Here is a 19,118-nt window from a genome sequence, read left to right as displayed (position 1 = left end):
AAATCACGATAAAATATTTCTGTTTAAGTGATGAGGATTTATCGAGCTTAAAAGCTATAGTAATAGTAAGTGAATAAAAGAAAAAGGGGTTTTAAAGCCCCGATAAGAAAAATGCCAATTCTTATTCAGAGCTTTAAGGTTGTTACGTGATTAGCAGGCTTTAGGAAGGTCAAACGCTTTTCTCAGTTGGTTAACGAACTCATCATCTTCGCAAATCGTTTTACCTGGGCTATCAGATAACTTAGCAACCGGTTTACCGTTACATTCCACTAATTTAATCACGATATTCAGTGGCGTAACATGGGGAATATTACAGGTTAGGCGCGTACCAATACCAAATACAAGATTAACCCGCTTGTGGAAATAGCGGTATAACTCCAGTGCTTTTTGTAGATCTAGGCTGTCTGAAAACACCAAAGTTTTACTCATTGGGTCAATACCTAACTTCTCATAATGAGCGATTGCTTTTTCGCCCCATTCGATAGGGTCCCCTGAATCATGGCGTAACCCTTGATAGCGTTTGGCGAAATTAGCATCAAAATCACGTAGGAAAGCATCCATCGTGATGCAGTCCGTTAAGGCAACCCCGAGGTGATTAGGGTATTCATCTAACCAAATTTGCAAAGCCTCACGCTGGCTATTTGCTAACTCAGGGCTGATTTGCTGGTGCGCTTGGAACCATTCGTGGGCTTGGGTTCCTACTGGCGCAAGATCTAGCTCATGCGCGAGCTTGTAATTACTGGTGCCAACAAGGTAAGGGAATTCCTGTTTCAACATAGCCACAATGGCTGATTGGACACCGTATGAGAAGCGGCGCCGCGTCCCAAAGTCCATCAGCTTAAAGCCGGATAGGTCAAGTTGGTGCTCGTCAGCTTGTTGGTAAAAAACATCTAACAGTTTTTTCAGTTGTTGGACCGCATCATCAGTTGTGATGTTTGGGTGCCTATCTCGTTGCACGATTTCACTTACTAGGGCAAGAAGAGGAACTTCCCACATAATCACTTCGCGCCAAGGGCCACTAATGCGTATTGCCAGTTGCCCTTCGTCAGTCACACTAACAACCACTTGTTGTGGGTTAAAACGAAATGATTTTAGCCATGTAAGATAGTCTTCATGGAAAAAAGGTAAGCGGCGGAGAAAATTTAATTCATCATCAGTCAGTGATAGTTTTGCCATCTGCTGGATTTGTTGCCTGATTTCAGTAGCGTAGCTACCTAATATATCGCTACTACGGCAGCGAAACTCAGCGACAACCGGTACCTGATGATAACGGTGGAAAACGGCCTGCTGCATATGAAGCTTATAAGCGTCGGTATCAAGCAGTGATGTAATAATTGGTGTAGCGTCTAAGTTCATGGCACGCAGACATCCTCGCGGAGCTTATCTTTATGACTAAGGCTGTTTGTTTTTATAGGGATAACTCACAGAGTTTAAACTTGAAATTCACCCCATTAAAAAAACAAAATAAAACAGCACGTAGCAATTAGCTAAATCGTTAAAGTTGCAAAAGTATACCCACTTTACCAAAAGATAGAAGCGTTATTCTACCTGTCTGTTTTAAGAGGGCATTCGCAAGCTCAATTCACGCATTCGCTTTTATGTAAAGTAGTTAAATCAGGTAAATACATTTCAGTCATACCGTATCTCGTCATTACATACAAAAGCATTAATCACGAAAAGATACTAACATGCTATAAAATATTTGATAGTGCTATAGCACCAACAAACAAACGATTGTGTAACAAAATTAGCTAGGGTGAGAAATAGAAAGGTAACATCAATATTAAAATGGATAACACATTATGATGAAAATGTTTCTCAAATCCATTCACATTATTGTGTCTTATAGTATTGTATAAAGTAACCAAGCAGTACGATATCGGATATAACAAATTAGAAAGGTTACATATGACCCAGTTAAGACAAGCGAAATACCGTCAAGATTATCAATCCCCCGATTATACCATTACAGCGATTGACCTCGATTTTAATCTTGACCCTGTAAAGACGGTTGTGACAGCAACTAGTCAGGTAAAACGCCTTAATGCGCAGTCATCAACGCTTGAGCTCAATGGTGAAAACTTATCGTTAATTAGTCTCGAAATAGAGGGTAAAGCATGGGAAAACTATCACGAAGTTGATGGTAAGTTAGTGATTGAAGCACTACCAGAATCTTTTACCTTGCGTATTGTGAATGAAATTAGCCCTGAAAAAAATACTGCATTAGAAGGTTTGTATGTTTCTGGTGATGCTTTATGTACCCAATGCGAAGCAGAAGGTTTCCGCCATATTACGTATTACCAAGACCGGCCAGATGTTTTAGCGCGCTATACCACAACAATTACCGCGGATAAGTCTCGCTACCCTTATTTACTTTCAAATGGTAACCGTATTGCAGAAGGTGAATTAGAAGGCGGGCGTCATTGGGTTAAATGGGAAGATCCCTTCCCAAAACCAAGTTATTTATTTGCCGTCGTTGCCGGTGATTTTGATGTTTTAAAAGATGTGTTTGTTACGCGCAGTGGCCGCGAAGTGGCGTTAGAACTGTTTGTTGATAAAGGCAATTTAGACCGCGCACCTTGGGCAATGCAGTCTCTGAAAAATGCAATGAAGTGGGATGAAGAGCGTTTTGGCTTAGAGTATGACCTTGATATCTATATGATTGTTGCTGTTGATTTCTTCAATATGGGTGCAATGGAAAATAAAGGTCTTAACGTTTTTAATTCTAAATATGTATTAGCTAAAAGCGAGACAGCAACAGATAAAGATTATCTCAATATCGAGTCAGTCATTGGGCATGAATATTTCCATAATTGGACAGGTAACCGAATCACTTGTCGTGATTGGTTCCAGTTAAGCTTAAAAGAAGGGTTAACGGTTTTCCGTGACCAAGAATTTAGTTCTGACTTAGGTTCCCGCTCTGTTAACCGCATTAACAATGTAAAAGTGATGCGATCAGCCCAATTCGCTGAAGATTCAAGCCCAATGGCGCACCCAATTCGCCCAGACAAAGTGATCGAAATGAATAATTTCTATACGTTGACTGTGTACGAAAAGGGCTCCGAAGTGATCCGTATGATCCATACCCTGTTGGGCGAAGAAATGTTCCAAGCCGGTATGCAACTTTATATTCATCGCCATGATGGTAGTGCAGCAACTTGTGATGATTTTGTACAAGCAATGGAAGATGCTTCAAATGTCGATTTATCACTATTTCGCCGTTGGTACAGCCAATCAGGTACACCAATACTTACGGTACGAGATGAATATTCAGCAGAAAAACAACAGTATACCCTGCATGTGAAGCAAATGACGCCGCCAACGGCTGACCAAACTGAAAAATTGCCATTACATATCCCTTTAGATATTGAGCTATATGCTGAAGATGGTAGCGTGATTGCGTTAAAACGTGATGGTAGTGCTGTTAACTCTGTTTTAAATATTACTCAAGAGTCACAAACATTTGTATTTGATGAAGTGGCAAGCCGTCCGGTTCCTTCATTATTACGGGAGTTTTCTGCTCCAGTAAAACTGGATTATAACTATACCGATGAGCAACTTGCATTCTTGATGCAATATGCCAATAACGAGTTTTCCCGTTGGGATGCTGCTCAGCAACTGATTAATAACTACGTAAAAATTAATGTCGCTAACTATCAGAAAGGGGAAGAGTTAGTTTTACCTGAATCTGTCGTTGATGCATTTAGAGCGGTGTTATTGAGTGAATCAATTGACCCTGCGTTAGCAGCGTTGATCTTGACATTACCATCAGAAAGCGAACTTGCTGAACTGTTTGCCATTATTGACCCTGTCGCCATTCACGAGGTGCTGAACTTTATCCACCATAAACTTGCGGTAGACATGCAGGATGAGTTATTGGCTGTTTACCATTCGGTCAATATCACGGGTTATCGCGTTGATCATCAGGACATTGCCAAACGTGCATTACGTAATATTTGCCTCCAATATTTGGCTGCGGGTGATGACATTGAACTAGCGAATAAGTTAGTGCAAGAACAATACCAATCTGCGGATAATATGACCGATTCTCTTGCTGCATTAACGGCAGCGAATGAATCTCAGTTACCGTGCAAAGCACAGCTAATGGCTGATTTTGATGAACGCTGGCATCATGATGGCTTAGTGATGGATAAGTGGTTTACATTACAAGGGGCAAACCCATCGAAAGAGGTGCTATCGTATGTGCGTGAGCTGTTAAATCACCGTTCATTTAGCATGAGTAACCCAAATCGAGTAAGGTCGCTAGTAGGGGCATTTTCCGCGGGGAACCCAGTTAATTTCCATGCGGAAGATAGCAGCGGTTATCAGTTCCTATATGAGATCTTGGTTGATCTGAATACGCGTAATCCGCAGGTTGCATCAAGGTTGATAGAACCATTGATCCGTTTAAAACGTTATGACGAAAAGCGTCAGGCTCAAATGCGTAAAGTGCTTGAACAATTGAAAGCCCTAGATAACCTTTCTGGTGATTTATTTGAGAAAATCACCAAAGCATTAGAAAGCTAATTATTACGCCATTACACTATTTTTATATGATGGGCTAATGAGCGCTACTCAGAGGCGATAAGAAAGTAAAAATAGGCTTTTGGTTTAGAACTAAAGGGGAAGATTAACCGTCTTCCCCTTTTTAATTTTTGATTTTGCTATGGTTTATCAGTTTAATAATGTGAACTGTAAAAACTAAGCGATGATATGGTTTTTAGCTCGGCAAGCTTTTAACTTAGATGGGCGTTTTCCCTTATTTTAGTCATAAGGGGCTCGGTAGTCGTTGAGTGGTAACTCATAATTTTCAGTCGTGATGACATAGTTTCTTCCCCCTGCTGGTGTGTTACTATAAGCTTTCCATCCAACAAATAGTTAGATGAATAATTTAATTATAAATCAATACGATACAAATATTTTTGATGGGAGTGGTTGTTTCCCCAGAGTTTGAGTGAATTAAAGAGCCCTTTATTATTTGTTGTTATTAGAGGCACAAAACAGAATATATTGATCTTTTCATAGTAAAGTTGCCCCTAAATAGGGTAGTCTATTGCGCGTTTTATCCGACGAAAAATAGTTCGCACAGTTAAAACTCAACAAGAACCCTTTGGTGGGGGTTTTAGCATGCGCGGTATGATGTCTATTTTATTGAAACGCACTAGCAGAAAATAGGTTATTGGATATGCTATATCATCTTGCCCGAAAGGCACTATTCCAGTTCGACCCCGAAAAAGCACATGAATTGACTTTTCGCCAGCTTCAACGTTTGAACCATTCCCCTTTTCAATGCCTTATTCGTCAATCTGTTGCTACCAAACCAGTTCAATGCATGGGGCTTTCTTTTAAAAACCCCCTTGGCCTCGCTGCTGGTCTCGATAAAGATGGTGAATGTATCGATGCGTTTGGCGCAATGGGGTTTGGGTTTATTGAAATAGGGACTGTGACTCCCCGTCCTCAATCTGGTAATGATAAGCCAAGGTTATTCCGACTCGTTGAAGCTGAGGGTTTAATCAACCGAATGGGCTTTAATAATAAAGGTGTTGATAACCTCGTAGAGAATGTCAAAAAGGCTAATTACGGTGGAATTATTGGTATCAATATTGGTAAGAATAAAGATACACCGGTAGAACAAGGTAAAGATGATTATTTAATTTGCATGGATAAGGTATATGCCCATGCAGGCTATATTGCGATTAATATTTCCTCACCAAATACACCGGGCTTACGTACATTACAATACGGTGAGGCTCTCGATGATTTATTGAGTGGTATAAAAGCGAAGCAACTTGAGTTGCAATCATTACATCAAAAATATGTGCCAGTTGCGGTGAAAGTAGCGCCTGATTTATCTGAAGAAGAAATTATTCAAGTTACAGATAGCTTAGTGAGGCATAATATAGATGGGGTGATTGCTACAAATACAACGCTAGATCGCTCCCTCGTTCAGGGGTTAAACCATTGCAATGAAACGGGTGGGTTGAGTGGGCGGCCTGTACAATTAAAAAGTACGCAAGTTATTAAACTTATTTCACGTGAATTAAATGGTAAGTTACCAATAATTGGTGTGGGTGGAATTGATTCGCTTACAGCGGCGCGTGAAAAAATGGAAGCAGGCGCTTCATTAATTCAAATTTATTCTGGTTTTATTTACCATGGACCAAAATTAATTAAAGATATTGTCAATCATATCTAATAAATTGTAAATTTACTTAACAAGGGGGTTTCTTTATTCCCCCTTTTAAACTATATTGCTAATAGTGGCTATTTTTATATCAAATTGATATCAATTTTCAGTAAATTTGTTGTTTAGACAATGTAATATCCAGTTGCAATTAAAACGACATGACTTAATCTATGAAAGCTTAATTTGTGAAAATTTAATCTATAAAAATTGCCGCAGAGTAAATTTAGGGAAGATCATTATGATGATCGTTCCTATTATATATTTACCGATAAATCGCTGAAGGATCGTTTATGAATATTAAACCTGATGATCATTGGCGTTGGTATTTTGATCATGACCATGACAGGGTGATGTTAGATCTCGCCAACGGCATGATATTTCGTTCATGTTTTCCCGCTAAAATGTTAACCGCATTTGCTCGTAGTGAAATGCCATTTAGCATTGAAGATGCAGGGGAATATTATTTATTTGATGAGCAAGCAAAGAGACTAAATATTACGCAAGAAGAAAGAGCGGAATTAGTCTTAAATAGCTTGGTTGCTTTTCGTTTTCTAAAACCACAGATGCCGAAAAGTTGGTATTTTTCTTCTTTTCATTATATTAATGCGCCTAAACAGGGGCAAATAATTCAGGTGTGTTTAGAAAATACCAGTCGTTATTTTTCATTTATTATTGCAGAAGCAGGCCCTTCAGCAAGCTTGTGTTTATTAGCTGAACCAGTTTTAGAATTACCCGATCGTACTTTAAGGTTTTGTGATCCAATTAAGATCATGAACGATCGTATGCTTGAGTATTCATCAAAGACGAAGCGGCAGTTATATGGCAACGTTATTTAGTTGATCGTCAGTGATCAAATAAAAAGAAAATGAATAAAAACTAAATGTCCGACTTAGATAACTAATGTAGTTATAGGTATTCTAACACCATCATAATATAAAATTGCTGATGGTGTTAATGAGCCATAATAAACGTTTAGTTAAGTGTTAATTTGAGCGAAGTTTTTGGAATACAGCTACAGGACAATATATAGCCGTTTTCTTTAATTGCACTTTGTTTTAGCGGTGTGACCTCACCAGAAATAAGCTTAATTTTACAGCGTCCACAAATACCCGCTCGGCAGGAATAGGGAATGGATAAACCGTGAGATTCCAGTTGTTCGAGGACCACATTTTGGTTATCACCTTGATATTCTGTTTCTTCAAAAATTAAACTGACATTGTCGACTGTAGAATTTAAGCTTGGGCTTGGGCTTGGGCTTTCAGCTTCTCTTTTTTGCGTTATATATTGTTTAGCTGGTTTGGTTTCTAATACTGTTAGCGTATCACCAACACGAATAATCCCCGTATTTTTAGCCATAACATTTTGACCAAAATCCACGTCACCATTTTCATCAGTACGGAAGGTTTGCAACGTGGCCAATGGTTCACTATTAGGGTGTTTTATCCCTTTCTCGGGGCTGACAGTGGTTAAAATACAACGACTGCATGGTTTATCTAGAGTAAAGATAACATCACCGATTTGAATGGTTTTCCAAGTATCTTCTTCAAAAGGTTTAGCGCCAGTAATAATTAGGTTGCCACGAAATTGTTCTAGCTTAATACTGGCAGGGCAACGGCCTTGGAGTTCTTGAACGGATGCTTCATTAATGAGTAGAAAAGGGTAACCATCAGCAAAAGATACGGGAACATCTTGATGATTTTTCACTCTTCTAGACAATTGAGTGCTGAGCCAACGTAGTTGTACTGGCTCATCAAAAAAGGTACTTAACCAGCTATTTACCTGCTGGGGAGCAATCAGTGCATGAAAATGATTTCCCCAAACCTCAGTAGGGCTCTGTTTATCATCAAAGTCCTGATACAATACCGTTGCACTTTCGCCATTAGGTGCTTGTAGGTGTAACCCATTGTTAAGCATAACGGGTGTAAACAGTAACATTTGCGGGTATTTTCTTGCCGTAATAAATTTACCTTCCAGCGTGGTTACCATAAAATTACGATCAAAAGTCAAACCGCTAGTATCTGCGAAGGCATGTGATAAACGTACCCCTCGCATAGATTTAACTGGGTGTGTATAAAGGCGCGAAAGCGTAATCATTTTTTAATCCTTATAATTGTTGCGCAGCAACTTTATGACAACTGCATAAGATTAGCTATAATGCGCAACAATTTTTCATCAAAATCGGTAATAAATACTATGAATTCTCTGTTTGCCAGCACAGCTCGTGGCCTAGAAGAACTACTGAAAACGGAATTGGAAGCGCTTGGCGCTAGCCAGTGCAAAATTGCGCAAGGGGGTGTCTACTTTCAGGCCGATGAACGAGGCATGTACCAAAGCCTGCTGTGGAGTCGTTTGGCATCGCGTATTTTATTGCCACTGAATGATTTTGATGTCTACAGTGACTTAGACTTATACCTTGGTGTGCAAGCTATCGATTGGACTGAGATTTTTTCAGTTAATGACACTTTTGTCGTGCATTTTACAGGCACCAACGAAGAGATCCGCAATAGCCAATATGGTGCATTAAAGGTGAAAGATGCAATTGTTGATAGCTTCGTGCGCAAATTAGACCAACGGCCGGATGTTGCTCGCCAGCAAGCAGATATTCGTATTAATGTTTATTTGAATAAAGAAAGAGCCAGTGTTGCTCTTGATTTAAGCGGCGATTCTTTGCATATCCGTGGTTATCGTGACCTTGCTGGGCAAGCACCGCTGAAAGAGACCCTTGCAGCAGCTATTATTAATCGCTCAGGGTGGCAGCAAGGGACTCCATTAGTTGACCCAATGTGCGGTTCAGGAACCTTGTTAATTGAAGCCGCAATGATGGCAACAGACAAAGCCCCGGGTTTACACCGTACCCATTGGGGTTTTTATGCATGGTCGAAATTTAACGCTGAATTATGGCGCGAGTTAACGACGGAAGCACAAGTGCGTTTTCGTCAAGGCTTGAAAGAAACGACATCACGTTTTTATGGTTTTGATATCGATAAGCGTGTACTAGAAATGGCGCGTGCCAACGCGCGCCGTGCGGGGCTACAAGACTTAATCACCTTTAAACAAGGTGATGCCGCTGCATTGGAAAGCCCAGTTAACACTGATACGGTAGGGGCAATTATCAGTAACCCGCCTTATGGTGAGCGTTTAGAAAGTGAGCCTGCCTTAATTGCACTGCATAGCCAGTTAGGGCGTATCGTGAAGGCCCGTTTCCCAGGTTGGCGTTTATCGATTTTTAGTGCTTCTCCTGAGTTACTTAGCTGCTTGCAATTGCGTTCAGAACGTGAATTTAAAGCCAAAAATGGCCCTTTAGACTGTGTGCAAAAGAACTATCAATTAGCTGCTACGCCATCAGAAACCGTGGCTGAAATTTCACCTGATTTCGCTAACCGCTTACGTAAAAATTTGAAAAAGTTAAGTAAGTGGGCAAAACAGCAAGGTATTGATAGTTACCGTATTTATGATGCGGATTTACCCGAGTACAACGTGGCGGTTGATATTTATGGTAGCAAAGTGGTGATTCAAGAATACGCACCACCAAAAACCGTGGATGAACGTAAGGCTCGCCAGCGGTTATTTGACGTGATCACGGCGACAATGAATGTGCTTGAGCTTACCTCTAATCAGTTAGTATTGAAAACGCGTCAACGCCAAAAAGGCAAGCAGCAATATGAAAAATTAGCCCAAAAAGATGATTTCTTTTTAGTGCAAGAATACAACGCAAAACTGTTGGTTAACTTAACTGATTATCTTGATACTGGGATATTCCTTGACCATCGTATTGCCCGTAAAATGTTAGGGCAAATGAGTAAAGACGCGGATTTCCTAAACTTATTCTGTTACACCGGCTCTGCAACTGTACACGCAGGTTTAGGTGGGGCAAAAAGTACGACTTCCGTTGATATGTCGAGGACTTACCTTGAGTGGGCAGAGAAAAACCTGCAAGCAAACGGGTTAACGGGTCGCCAACATCGCTTAATCCAAGCTGATTGTTTGAGTTGGTTAGCCAATAGTACTGAGCAATTTGATCTGATCTTTATCGATCCCCCTACATTTTCAAATTCAAAACGCATGGATGGTACATTTGATGTACAACGCGACCATGTGCAATTAATTACACATTTAAAACGGTTACTGCGTCGTGGTGGAACTGTGATGTTCTCTAATAACAAACGCGGTTTCAAAATGGATATTGAAGCGATGCAAGAATTAGGGTTACAAGCGCAGGAAATTACTGCTAAAACACTTTCAGAAGATTTTGCTCGTAACCGTCAAATACATAACTGCTGGTTAATTCGCCACGCAGAGTAAAGGATAGAATCAATGGCTTTAATTAATTTATCGGGTGCATACCTTGCTTTTAGTGATGCTCCGTTACTTGATAATACTGAAATTCACATTGAAGATAACGAACGCGTTTGTCTGGTTGGGCGCAATGGCGCGGGTAAATCAACACTTATGCGAGTGTTAACCAAAGAACAGCCACTGGATGATGGGCAACTTATTTATGAGCAGGACTTAATTGTTGCTCGTTTACAACAAGACCCACCACGTAATATCGAAGGGACTATTTTTGATTTTGTTGCTGAAGGCGTTGCTGAACAAGCTCAATACCTGAAAGATTATCATCATGTCGCTAAATTGGTTGAACATGACCCTAGTGAGAAAAATTTAAATAAATTATCTGAATTACAAGAAGTGTTAGATAACCGTAATTTATGGTTATTAGACTCTCGTATCAGTGATGTGCTGAAAAAACTCGGTTTACCTGCGGATGCAGAACTATCCTCATTATCGGGTGGTTGGCTACGTAAAGCGGCTTTAGGTCGTGCTTTAGTGAGCAACCCGCGGGTCTTGTTTTTAGATGAGCCGACTAACCATTTAGATATTGAAACGATCCTCTGGTTGGAAACTTTCTTAAAGGATTTCCAAGGTAGTATTGTTTTCATTTCGCACGACCGTTCTTTTATCCGCAATATGGCAACCCGTATTATCGATTTAGATCGTGGACAATTAGCGTCTTGGCCGGGCAATTATGATGATTACTTGGTCAGTAAAGAAGAAGCTTTGCGTGTTGAAGAGATGCAAAATGCAGAGTTTGACCGCAAATTAGCGCAAGAAGAGACGTGGATCCGCCAAGGGATCAAAGCAAGACGTACGCGTAACGAAGGGCGGGTTCGTGCCTTGAAAGCGTTACGTGTTGAACGCTCACAGCGCCGTGAGGTTATGGGCACGGCGAAAATGCAAGTCGGTGAAGCTTCTCGCTCTGGGAAAATTGTTTTTGAAATGGAAAATGTTAACTATCAAGTTGACAATAAAGTCCTGGTCAAAGACTTTTCTGCTCAAGTTATGCGTGGTGATAAAATCGCATTAGTAGGGCCAAATGGTTGTGGTAAAACCACGTTATTGCGCTTAATGCTTGGCGATTTACAGGCAAATAGTGGGCGTGTGCACTGTGGAACCAAATTGGAAGTGGCGTATTTTGACCAGCACCGTGCTGCATTAGACCCTGATAAAACGGTCATGGATAACTTGGCAGAAGGCAAGCAAGAAGTGATGGTTAACGGTAAGCCACGCCACGTATTAGGGTATTTACAGGACTTTATGTTCCCTCCTAAACGTGCAATGACACCGGTTAGAGCTCTTTCAGGTGGGGAACGTAACCGCTTGTTATTAGCTCGCTTATTCTTAAAACCAAGTAATTTATTAATTCTCGATGAACCAACAAATGACTTGGATGTAGAAACGCTTGAGTTACTTGAAGAACTTGTTGATGGCTATCAAGGTACAGTCTTGCTCGTCAGCCATGACCGAGAGTTCGTTGATAACAGTGTAACTGAGTGCTGGATTTTTGAAGGTAACGGTGTCATCAACCGGTATGTGGGTGGGTATTTTGATGCTCAGAAACAAAGAGCACAAACCGTGAGTTTAAAAGTTGAACAAACGAGTAAAGTAGCTGCCCAAGATAAGGTGGCTAAACCAAAAGAAGCTGTAAAGCGTGCAAATAAATTAAGCTATAATTTATTGCGTGAGCTGGAACAGTTACCTGCGAAACTTGAGCAACTTGAAGCTGAAATTGAGGCTTTACAAGCTACGATTGGTGATGCTGATTTCTTTAATCAGCCTCATGAAGTCACTGAAAAAGCGTTGACTAATTTAGCGGCTAAAGAGTCTGAATTAGAACAGGCCTTTGACCGTTGGCAAGAGCTTGAATTACTTAAAAACGGCTAAGTTAGCTTTAATTAGAGGAGCAAATACACTTTGTGTACCCATGAGTCTCATGAACATGTTCTTTGCCCTCAGTGTGACATGTTGGTTGCAGTCCCTGAGTTGGAACAAGGGAGCAAAGCAACATGTCCGCGCTGCGAGACTACATTAGTCTCAAAGTGGCGGTATCCATATAAGCAACCAGCAGCATATGCATTTAGTGCATTAATTATGCTGTTTGTTGCTTGCTTGTTCCCTTTTGTGAAAATGGGGGCGGCAGGAATTGAAAATGAAATATCGTTATTTCAGATAATCGAAATTATATCGGCTACCCGCTATAGTGGGTTGGCGTTATTTTTTCTGTTTTTTTCTTTGATTATCCCAGCATTTTGCATGATCACAATTATTCTCTTAGGGTTGCAAGTTCATATTCCTAAGGGATTAAAGGTCGTGAGCACTCGCATTTTATTCCAAATGAAAGCTTGGTGCATGGCGGAAATATTTTTAGCTGGGGTTTTAGTTAGCTTTGTGAAACTGATTGCTTATGGTGATATCGGAATAGGCTTAAGTTTTTTACCTTACTGTTTGTTTTGCATGTTGCAGGTAAGGGCATTTCAATGTTTAGACCGCCATTGGCTTTGGAACCGTATTGAAGCACCGCCAAAACTAGAGCTACCATTAAAAGTAGGTCAAACAGGTATTAAGCAAAACGTACGTTTATGCCTTGTTTGCACGGCTATTTTACCAGCGGAACAATCACAGTGCCCACGGTGTTTTTCCCGTGGAAGTGTACGTAAACACCAAAGTTTGCAGTGGACATTAGCACTGCTCGTTACTTCAATCATGCTGTATATTCCCGCTAATGTGTTACCCATGATGACGACATATACACTGGGCAGCGCATTAAATTCAACCATTATTGATGGGGTTATTCTATTGTGGGAGGATGGTTCTTATCCTGTTGCTATGGTCATTTTTATTGCCAGTATCATGGTACCTACGTTAAAAATGATTGGTATTGCATGGCTTTGCCTTGATTCACAAGGATATGGCAATCGAGACCCTCATCGGATGCATTTTATTTATGAGCTAGTGGAATATGTGGGGCGTTGGTCAATGATTGATGTATTTGTGATCACGATTTTAGCCTCTTTGGTTCAAATGGGCCAGTTGATGAGTATCGTGCCAGCAATGGGGATTATTTTCTTTGGTGTTGTTGTTATTCTCACAATGTTTGCAGCGATGACGTTTGACCCAAGGTTAACTTGGGATCGTTGTGAAAGGAAAAACGCAGTAAACACGAATGCTGTTGAACAAGAAGGAGTCGTCGGGTGACCTCACAAGAAACATCACAGGCCAATGCCAAAGTTAGTAAGTTAAAAAGTTGGTCACCAGTTTGGGTGATCCCAATAGTAACTGTCTTAATTGGTGCTTGGGTATTATTTTACCATTTTAGCAACCAAGGCCCGGAAGTGATGCTAATCACTTACAATGCTGAGGGAATAGAAGCAGGTAAAACGAAAATTAAAAGTCGTAGCGTCGATATTGGCGTCGTTGAAAGCGTCACTCTTGATGATAATTTTAGTCGGGTGTTAATAAAAGCGCGCTTAAATAATGACATGAAGGATTTACTACGTGCTGATTCATCATTCTGGATTGTTAAGCCTACAATCGGGCGTGATGGTGTGACAGGGTTAGGTACTTTACTTTCAGGGGCTTATATTGAACTTCAGCCTGGGGTAGAGGCCAAAGAAAACTTTGAATTTACTTTATTGGACACACCTCCTCTTGCATCACCGGATGCAAAAGGGATACGAGTAGCATTAGTCAGCGATAAAGCAGGGCAATTAAACCCTGGTGACCCAGTATTATTCCGTGGTTATCGTGTTGGGTCAGTTGAAACTAGTAATTTTGATATGGACAAGCGTGATATGCGCTACCAATTATTTATCAATGCTCCTTATGATAAGCTGATCAGCTCCAATGTGCGTTTCTGGAAAGACAGTGGAATTGCATTCGACATGTCATCCCAAGGTGTTCATGTTGAAATGGGGTCTATTGCGACATTACTGACAGGTGGTGTGAGTTTTGATGTGCCTACGGGGTGGGTTCCAGGTACGAGTGTTAAGGAAAATACAGAGTTCCGACTCTTTGATAACCAAAACAGTATTCAAAATTCACTGTATACAGAATACCAAGATTTTGTCTTGTTCTTCTCTGATTCTATTCGTGGGTTACAGCCTGGGGCACCAGTGGAATTCCGTGGTATTCGTTTAGGCACAGTGGCACAAGTGCCTTTCTATACCGAGGGGCTTGACCAATCTTTGGATAATGACTTTAGAATTCCTGTTCTAATTCATATCGAGCCAGAGCGTTTTTCAAAAGATGTTGGTGCGAATTTTAATTTAAAAAATGAATTAAAATTGGCCATGAAAGACGGATTAAGAGCATCGTTAAAATCGGGTAACTTTTTAACAGGTGCCTTGTTTGTTGATTTAGATTTTGACCCTAATGCTGAGCCTTATAAAGGGCCTACGGTAGTGGCTGGATATAAAATTATCCCAACGACCAGTGGTGGCTTAGCGCAAATCCAACAAAAAGTTATCGCGGTGTTGGATAAGATCAATAACATGCCAATTGAGCCAATGCTTAATCAAACGACACAAACATTAGCCGAAGGGCAAAAAGTGGTTAAAGAAGCCAATGCCATGTTGGTGGAATTAAACAAAGTCATGGGAAGTAAAGAGTTCCAAAACTTGCCTCATGACTTACAAAAAACACTGCAAGAAATGAACCGTGCAATGCAAGGTTTCCAACCGGGTTCACCTGCTTATAATAAAATGGTGGATAACATGCAGCGTTTAGACCAAGTATTGAGAGAAGTTCAGCCGCTTTTACGTACATTAAACAACAAGAGTAATGCATTAGTGTTTGAAGCGGAGCCGACTAAGGATGTAGAGCCGAAAGGAGTGAAAAAATAATGCGATATTTATTATCAGTATTTGTTTTATTGTTGGCAGCGTGTAGTAGTACGCCAGAAAAAAAGTATTATCAATTGCCAATAAAAACTCCTCAGGAACAATCAGCGGCAGTGATGGATAAAGGCCAAGTTTGGCTACAGCGTATTATGTTGTCTGATGTATTAACTTCCAACGGTATTACTTACCAAACAACCGATGTGAGTTATACAAATGCGAGCACACATCTTTGGGCTAGCCCATTGGAACAACAGCTCGGGCAATCAATGGTGAGTGAATTATCCGCCGCATTACCGGATAAGCTAGTGTCTTTACAGCCATTACAGAATTCTCCAGATACACTGGATATCACTTTGACGGCATTTAATGGTCGATACGATGGAAAAGTGCTTATTCAAGGTTTTTGGACGCTTTCCCATGGTGATAAAGTCATTCGTCGTAATTTTGATGTGCAGTTAGACCAACAACAAGATGGGTATCCGGACTTGGTTCGTACATTGTCACTAGGCTGGCAACAAGTTGCTGATAATATTGCTAAAGAAATTGCAAAGTATTAGTTATTACCTAGTTAACTAATTAAATACACCTCAGATATATATGGTAAATATAAATTTCTGAGGTGTATTTTTTTTATCTTCAATAAGTAAATATATTTAATAAACTTATATGTAGTTAATAATAGTCACCTTATATGCTCTAATGTCATGATAAATAAAGTAAAATATTTCATAGTAAAATCAAATGATTATATTAATTGCCATATCTAAGTCACATTTATGCTATTTATGACAAATATATGAAAATCTTTACTTGATTTTCTTATCTGTGGGCGTTATTTCTATAAGGTACCTATTAATAAATAGTAGGTGCTGTTTTCTTTTCCATTTTTAATGATGAGGGAAGTAAGGCATGAAAAGACAGAAGCGAGATCGTTTAGAAAGAGCTTTATCAAGAGGTTATCAAGCAGGTTTAGCAGGGCGTTCTAAAGAGCTCTGCCCATATCAAGCAGTAGATGCTCGTTCGCATTGGCTAGGTGGTTGGCGAAAGGCGATGGAGGATCGAACCGTAGCGGTTGTGTAATCCAGAATTTATCTCATTTTTAAGGTTAAATAACCTGTCATTTTTTTATATTTAGGGTTTTTAACTTAAAGATACTAATCAATTTAAGAACCTCCGCCATTGCGGAGGTTTGCATGAATTAGCTCATAGCTTAGGCTTCTAAAAATTAGAATGCGCTTGTATCTTTGAATAAGCCAACTTTTAAATCCGTTGCGGTATAAATTGATTTACCATCAACTAAAACTTCACCATCTGCTAGCCCCATGATCAGCTTACGGTTAATTACACGTTTAAAGCTAATACGGTAAGTGACTTTTTTTGCAGTAGGTAGGACTTGGCCAGTAAATTTTACTTCGCCAACACCTAATGCACGGCCTCTACCTTCACCGCCAAGCCAGCCCAGATAGAAACCAACTAATTGCCACATTGCATCAAGCCCTAAGCAGCCTGGCATGACAGGATCATTGACAAAGTGGCAATCAAAGAACCAAAGGTCTGGATTGATATCCAGCTCAGCTTCAACATAGCCTTTATTATATGTACCACCGTCTTCAGTCATGCTGACGATACGATCCATCATCAACATGTTTCCTGATGGGAGTGGAGGACCATTTTCCCCAAATAACTCGCCTTTTCCAGAAGCAATTAAATCATCTTTTGTGTAGGATCCGCGTTTCTCAACCATGTTCTTCAGATAGCCTTTATTAAATGTAGGGGCACAGGATAGCTTACACTTGTACGCTGAACAACTCCGATCTGCTATTTTTTACGCAATCTTTACTTAACTCATCCATTTTAAGAACCAAGGAAGCCTTGCTTTATCCGGTGCATTTGCTTGGTTAATACGCTCTTGAATTAAAGCTAACAGGTGTACGTTTTCTTCTTCAGCTTGCTGCTCAAAGTAAGGTTGCTTAGTCAATAATGTAATAGCTTGAGCGACATGTTCAACAGGCCAAATGTGGAATTGCCCTTCTTGTACCGCGCTAACGACTTCAGCTTTAGTGCATAAATGACGGATATTCGCCATTGGAATAATAACACCTTGCTCACCGGTTAAGCCCCGTTTGGCACAAATATCAAAGAAGCCTTCAATTTTTTCATTGACGCCACCAATCGGCTGGACGTAGCCAAATTGGTCAACTGCACCTGTAATAGCAATTTGTTGATCAATTGGTTGTAATGATAAAGCACTAATTAACGCACATAGCTCAGCCAGTGAGGCGCTATCACCATCAACCTCACCGTAGGATTGCTCAAAGACAATTGAGGCTGAGAAGGGCTGTGGTTGCTCTAATTTAAGCTCATAGTTTAAATAGGCTTGCATAATCATCATACCTTTTGCATGAATATTGCCACCTAATTCAGCTTTACGTTCTACGTCGGTAAATTCCCCATCACCTAGATGAGCCACACAAGTGATACGTGAGGGTTCTCCAATCGCTTCAGGGTGACCAGGGTATTGTAAAACGGATAACCCATTCACTTGCCCAATGACTTCCCCTTCAGTTTTAACGAAGATTTGCTCTTGCAAAATATCATCTTGCGTTCTTTCCATGAGGAAGTTGTGGCGCCATAGGCGGTTTTCGACCGCTTGATTAAATGAATTTTGAGTTAATAAGTTATTTTCTTGGTAATGAACCGCGTCCATTAAGCGCCTTGTAAGCCATGGAATATCAAGGGGAAGAGTAAATTTATCTTCACAATAGCGGGTTGCTTGATGAACCAAAGGTAACCAACCATCAACTGAGATATTTGGTAATTTATTGGAATCAATGATGGATTTAATATAACGCATCCATAATGTTAATTGTTGTTCATCCTCAAAGAACATGACTGGCTCATATTCACCATAAATTGCACTTTCAAATATTTCTGGGGAAGTATATTCAAACTCTTCTAAAGCAAGCCTATCACCAACAATAATAACTTTAAGTTCAAGAGGTTGTGGCTCGATTTCTATAGGTAAAGGTTGACTATCAGAATAGGGTAACCATTCTAATTGCCGACGAATAACCATATCTTTTAAGCGATTCCACATTAAAGGTTGGCTAATGAGTGCATTAGCTGCAATCACTAATATGCCCCCATTAAGCTGATGTAATAGGCCAGGGACAAGGGTCAAAGATGGGGTTACATGACCAAATAGTTGCTCTGGTTCTATCCAATTACGGTATGCAATCGCTGTGCGAGATGAAAAGCGGCTTTTAATGCCATGTTTCCATTGAAAGGAATGTTTATCTTCAGATAATTGGTAGTCGCCATCAATAGTGTTGATATCTACAAGCAATGGGCCAATTGCATTAGCGTAAGTGCTAAGGTATTCCTCACTTTCATCAGACTTGATAAACATAAAGCGTGTTTGGGCAAATTCATCGACAAAATGTTGTATTCCATCGGACAATCTAGGCTGAATGTCTGACAGTGTTGTTGGGGACAACGTTTCTGAGGATACAAATTTCGTCTGGAATGACGATAAGTTAGGAATGAGGCCTTGCCATGTTAGTTCTTGACTGATCACTATAATTATCTGCTATTAATAGGGTTATAAATAAAATGCCTGCCAATGAGCTGGGCGCATGTGCCTGAATTTGGTTTATTTAATAATTTGCCAAATAACATCGTTTGTTTTATAAACAATTTTCAGGCCTGTTAATTACCCAGTGGGCAAGCCTGCTATATTAGCCTTTGATAGGCAA

Annotated in this window: 13 protein-coding genes; 9 read left to right on the top strand and 4 right to left on the bottom strand. The window is 40.2% G+C overall.

Annotation, left to right across the window (positions count from 1 at the left end; all coding sequences use genetic code 11):
• Positions 1–150: 150 nt before the first annotated feature.
• Entirely contained in the window at positions 151–1,356 is a 1,206-nt protein-coding gene (gene pncB / locus ABE954_RS14765; protein WP_042846454.1) for a nicotinate phosphoribosyltransferase, read from the bottom strand.
• Positions 1,357–1,908: 552 nt separating this feature from the next.
• Between pncB and pepN the strand changes: the two genes are divergently transcribed.
• The 3 genes from pepN to ABE954_RS14750 all read left to right on the top strand — a co-directional run bounded on the left by pepN (position 1,909) and on the right by ABE954_RS14750 (position 7,023).
• Positions 1,909–4,527 (top strand): aminopeptidase N, encoded by a 2,619-nt coding sequence (gene pepN, locus ABE954_RS14760; protein WP_371025532.1) that lies wholly within the window; start codon positions 1,909–1,911, stop codon positions 4,525–4,527.
• Between the two features lie 658 nt (positions 4,528–5,185).
• Positions 5,186–6,196 (top strand): quinone-dependent dihydroorotate dehydrogenase, encoded by a 1,011-nt coding sequence (gene pyrD, locus ABE954_RS14755; protein WP_042846451.1) that lies wholly within the window; start codon positions 5,186–5,188, stop codon positions 6,194–6,196.
• A gap of 281 nt (positions 6,197–6,477) precedes the next feature.
• Positions 6,478–7,023, top strand: a complete 546-nt coding sequence (locus tag ABE954_RS14750; RefSeq protein ID WP_042846450.1) for a cell division protein ZapC — start codon at positions 6,478–6,480, stop codon at positions 7,021–7,023.
• A gap of 136 nt (positions 7,024–7,159) precedes the next feature.
• Here ABE954_RS14750 and ABE954_RS14745 read toward each other — a convergent pair whose 3' ends face one another.
• Complete coding sequence (locus ABE954_RS14745; RefSeq protein ID WP_371025531.1) at positions 7,160–8,281, bottom strand: YcbX family protein; 1,122 nt, start codon at positions 8,279–8,281, stop codon at positions 7,160–7,162.
• A gap of 99 nt (positions 8,282–8,380) precedes the next feature.
• Between ABE954_RS14745 and rlmKL the strand changes: the two genes are divergently transcribed.
• From rlmKL to rmf, 6 genes are all read left to right on the top strand, one after another.
• Positions 8,381–10,489, top strand: a complete 2,109-nt coding sequence (gene rlmKL / locus ABE954_RS14740; protein WP_371025530.1) for a bifunctional 23S rRNA (guanine(2069)-N(7))-methyltransferase RlmK/23S rRNA (guanine(2445)-N(2))-methyltransferase RlmL — start codon at positions 8,381–8,383, stop codon at positions 10,487–10,489.
• Between the two features lie 12 nt (positions 10,490–10,501).
• Complete coding sequence (locus ABE954_RS14735; protein WP_042846447.1) at positions 10,502–12,409, top strand: ABC transporter ATP-binding protein; 1,908 nt, start codon at positions 10,502–10,504, stop codon at positions 12,407–12,409.
• A gap of 30 nt (positions 12,410–12,439) precedes the next feature.
• Complete coding sequence (pqiA, locus tag ABE954_RS14730) at positions 12,440–13,720, top strand: membrane integrity-associated transporter subunit PqiA (protein ID WP_071547901.1); 1,281 nt, start codon at positions 12,440–12,442, stop codon at positions 13,718–13,720.
• Entirely contained in the window at positions 13,717–15,366 is a 1,650-nt protein-coding gene (pqiB, locus tag ABE954_RS14725) for an intermembrane transport protein PqiB (protein WP_371025529.1), read from the top strand. The genes pqiA and pqiB overlap by 4 nt, the downstream gene beginning before the upstream one ends.
• On the top strand, positions 15,366–15,920 hold the full coding sequence (pqiC, locus tag ABE954_RS14720; RefSeq protein WP_042846443.1) for a membrane integrity-associated transporter subunit PqiC: 555 nt from the start codon (positions 15,366–15,368) through the stop codon (positions 15,918–15,920). Before pqiB ends, pqiC begins: the two co-directional genes overlap by 1 nt.
• Positions 15,921–16,272: 352 nt before the next feature.
• Positions 16,273–16,443, top strand: coding sequence for a ribosome modulation factor (rmf, locus tag ABE954_RS14715; RefSeq protein ID WP_004909639.1), 171 nt, complete (start codon positions 16,273–16,275; stop codon positions 16,441–16,443).
• Positions 16,444–16,588: 145 nt separating this feature from the next.
• On the opposite strand, the gene fabA is transcribed toward rmf, so the two are convergent.
• Together fabA and ABE954_RS14705 are read right to left on the bottom strand one after the other, a co-directional pair.
• Complete coding sequence (gene fabA, locus ABE954_RS14710) at positions 16,589–17,107, bottom strand: bifunctional 3-hydroxydecanoyl-ACP dehydratase/trans-2-decenoyl-ACP isomerase (protein WP_042846441.1); 519 nt, start codon at positions 17,105–17,107, stop codon at positions 16,589–16,591.
• A gap of 96 nt (positions 17,108–17,203) precedes the next feature.
• A complete protein-coding gene (locus ABE954_RS14705) occupies positions 17,204–18,940 on the bottom strand; it encodes a Lon protease family protein (protein WP_129466710.1) in 1,737 nt (578 codons plus the stop codon).
• Positions 18,941–19,118: the final 178 nt, after the last annotated feature.

Origin of the sequence: Providencia sp. TYF-12 (genome assembly GCF_041344805.1) — a bacterium.
In the GTDB taxonomy this organism is placed as follows: Bacteria; Pseudomonadota; Gammaproteobacteria; order Enterobacterales; family Enterobacteriaceae; genus Providencia; species Providencia huashanensis.
The sequence above is the reverse complement of the archived record's forward strand: the minus strand, read 5'-3'. Positions and strand labels throughout refer to the sequence as shown.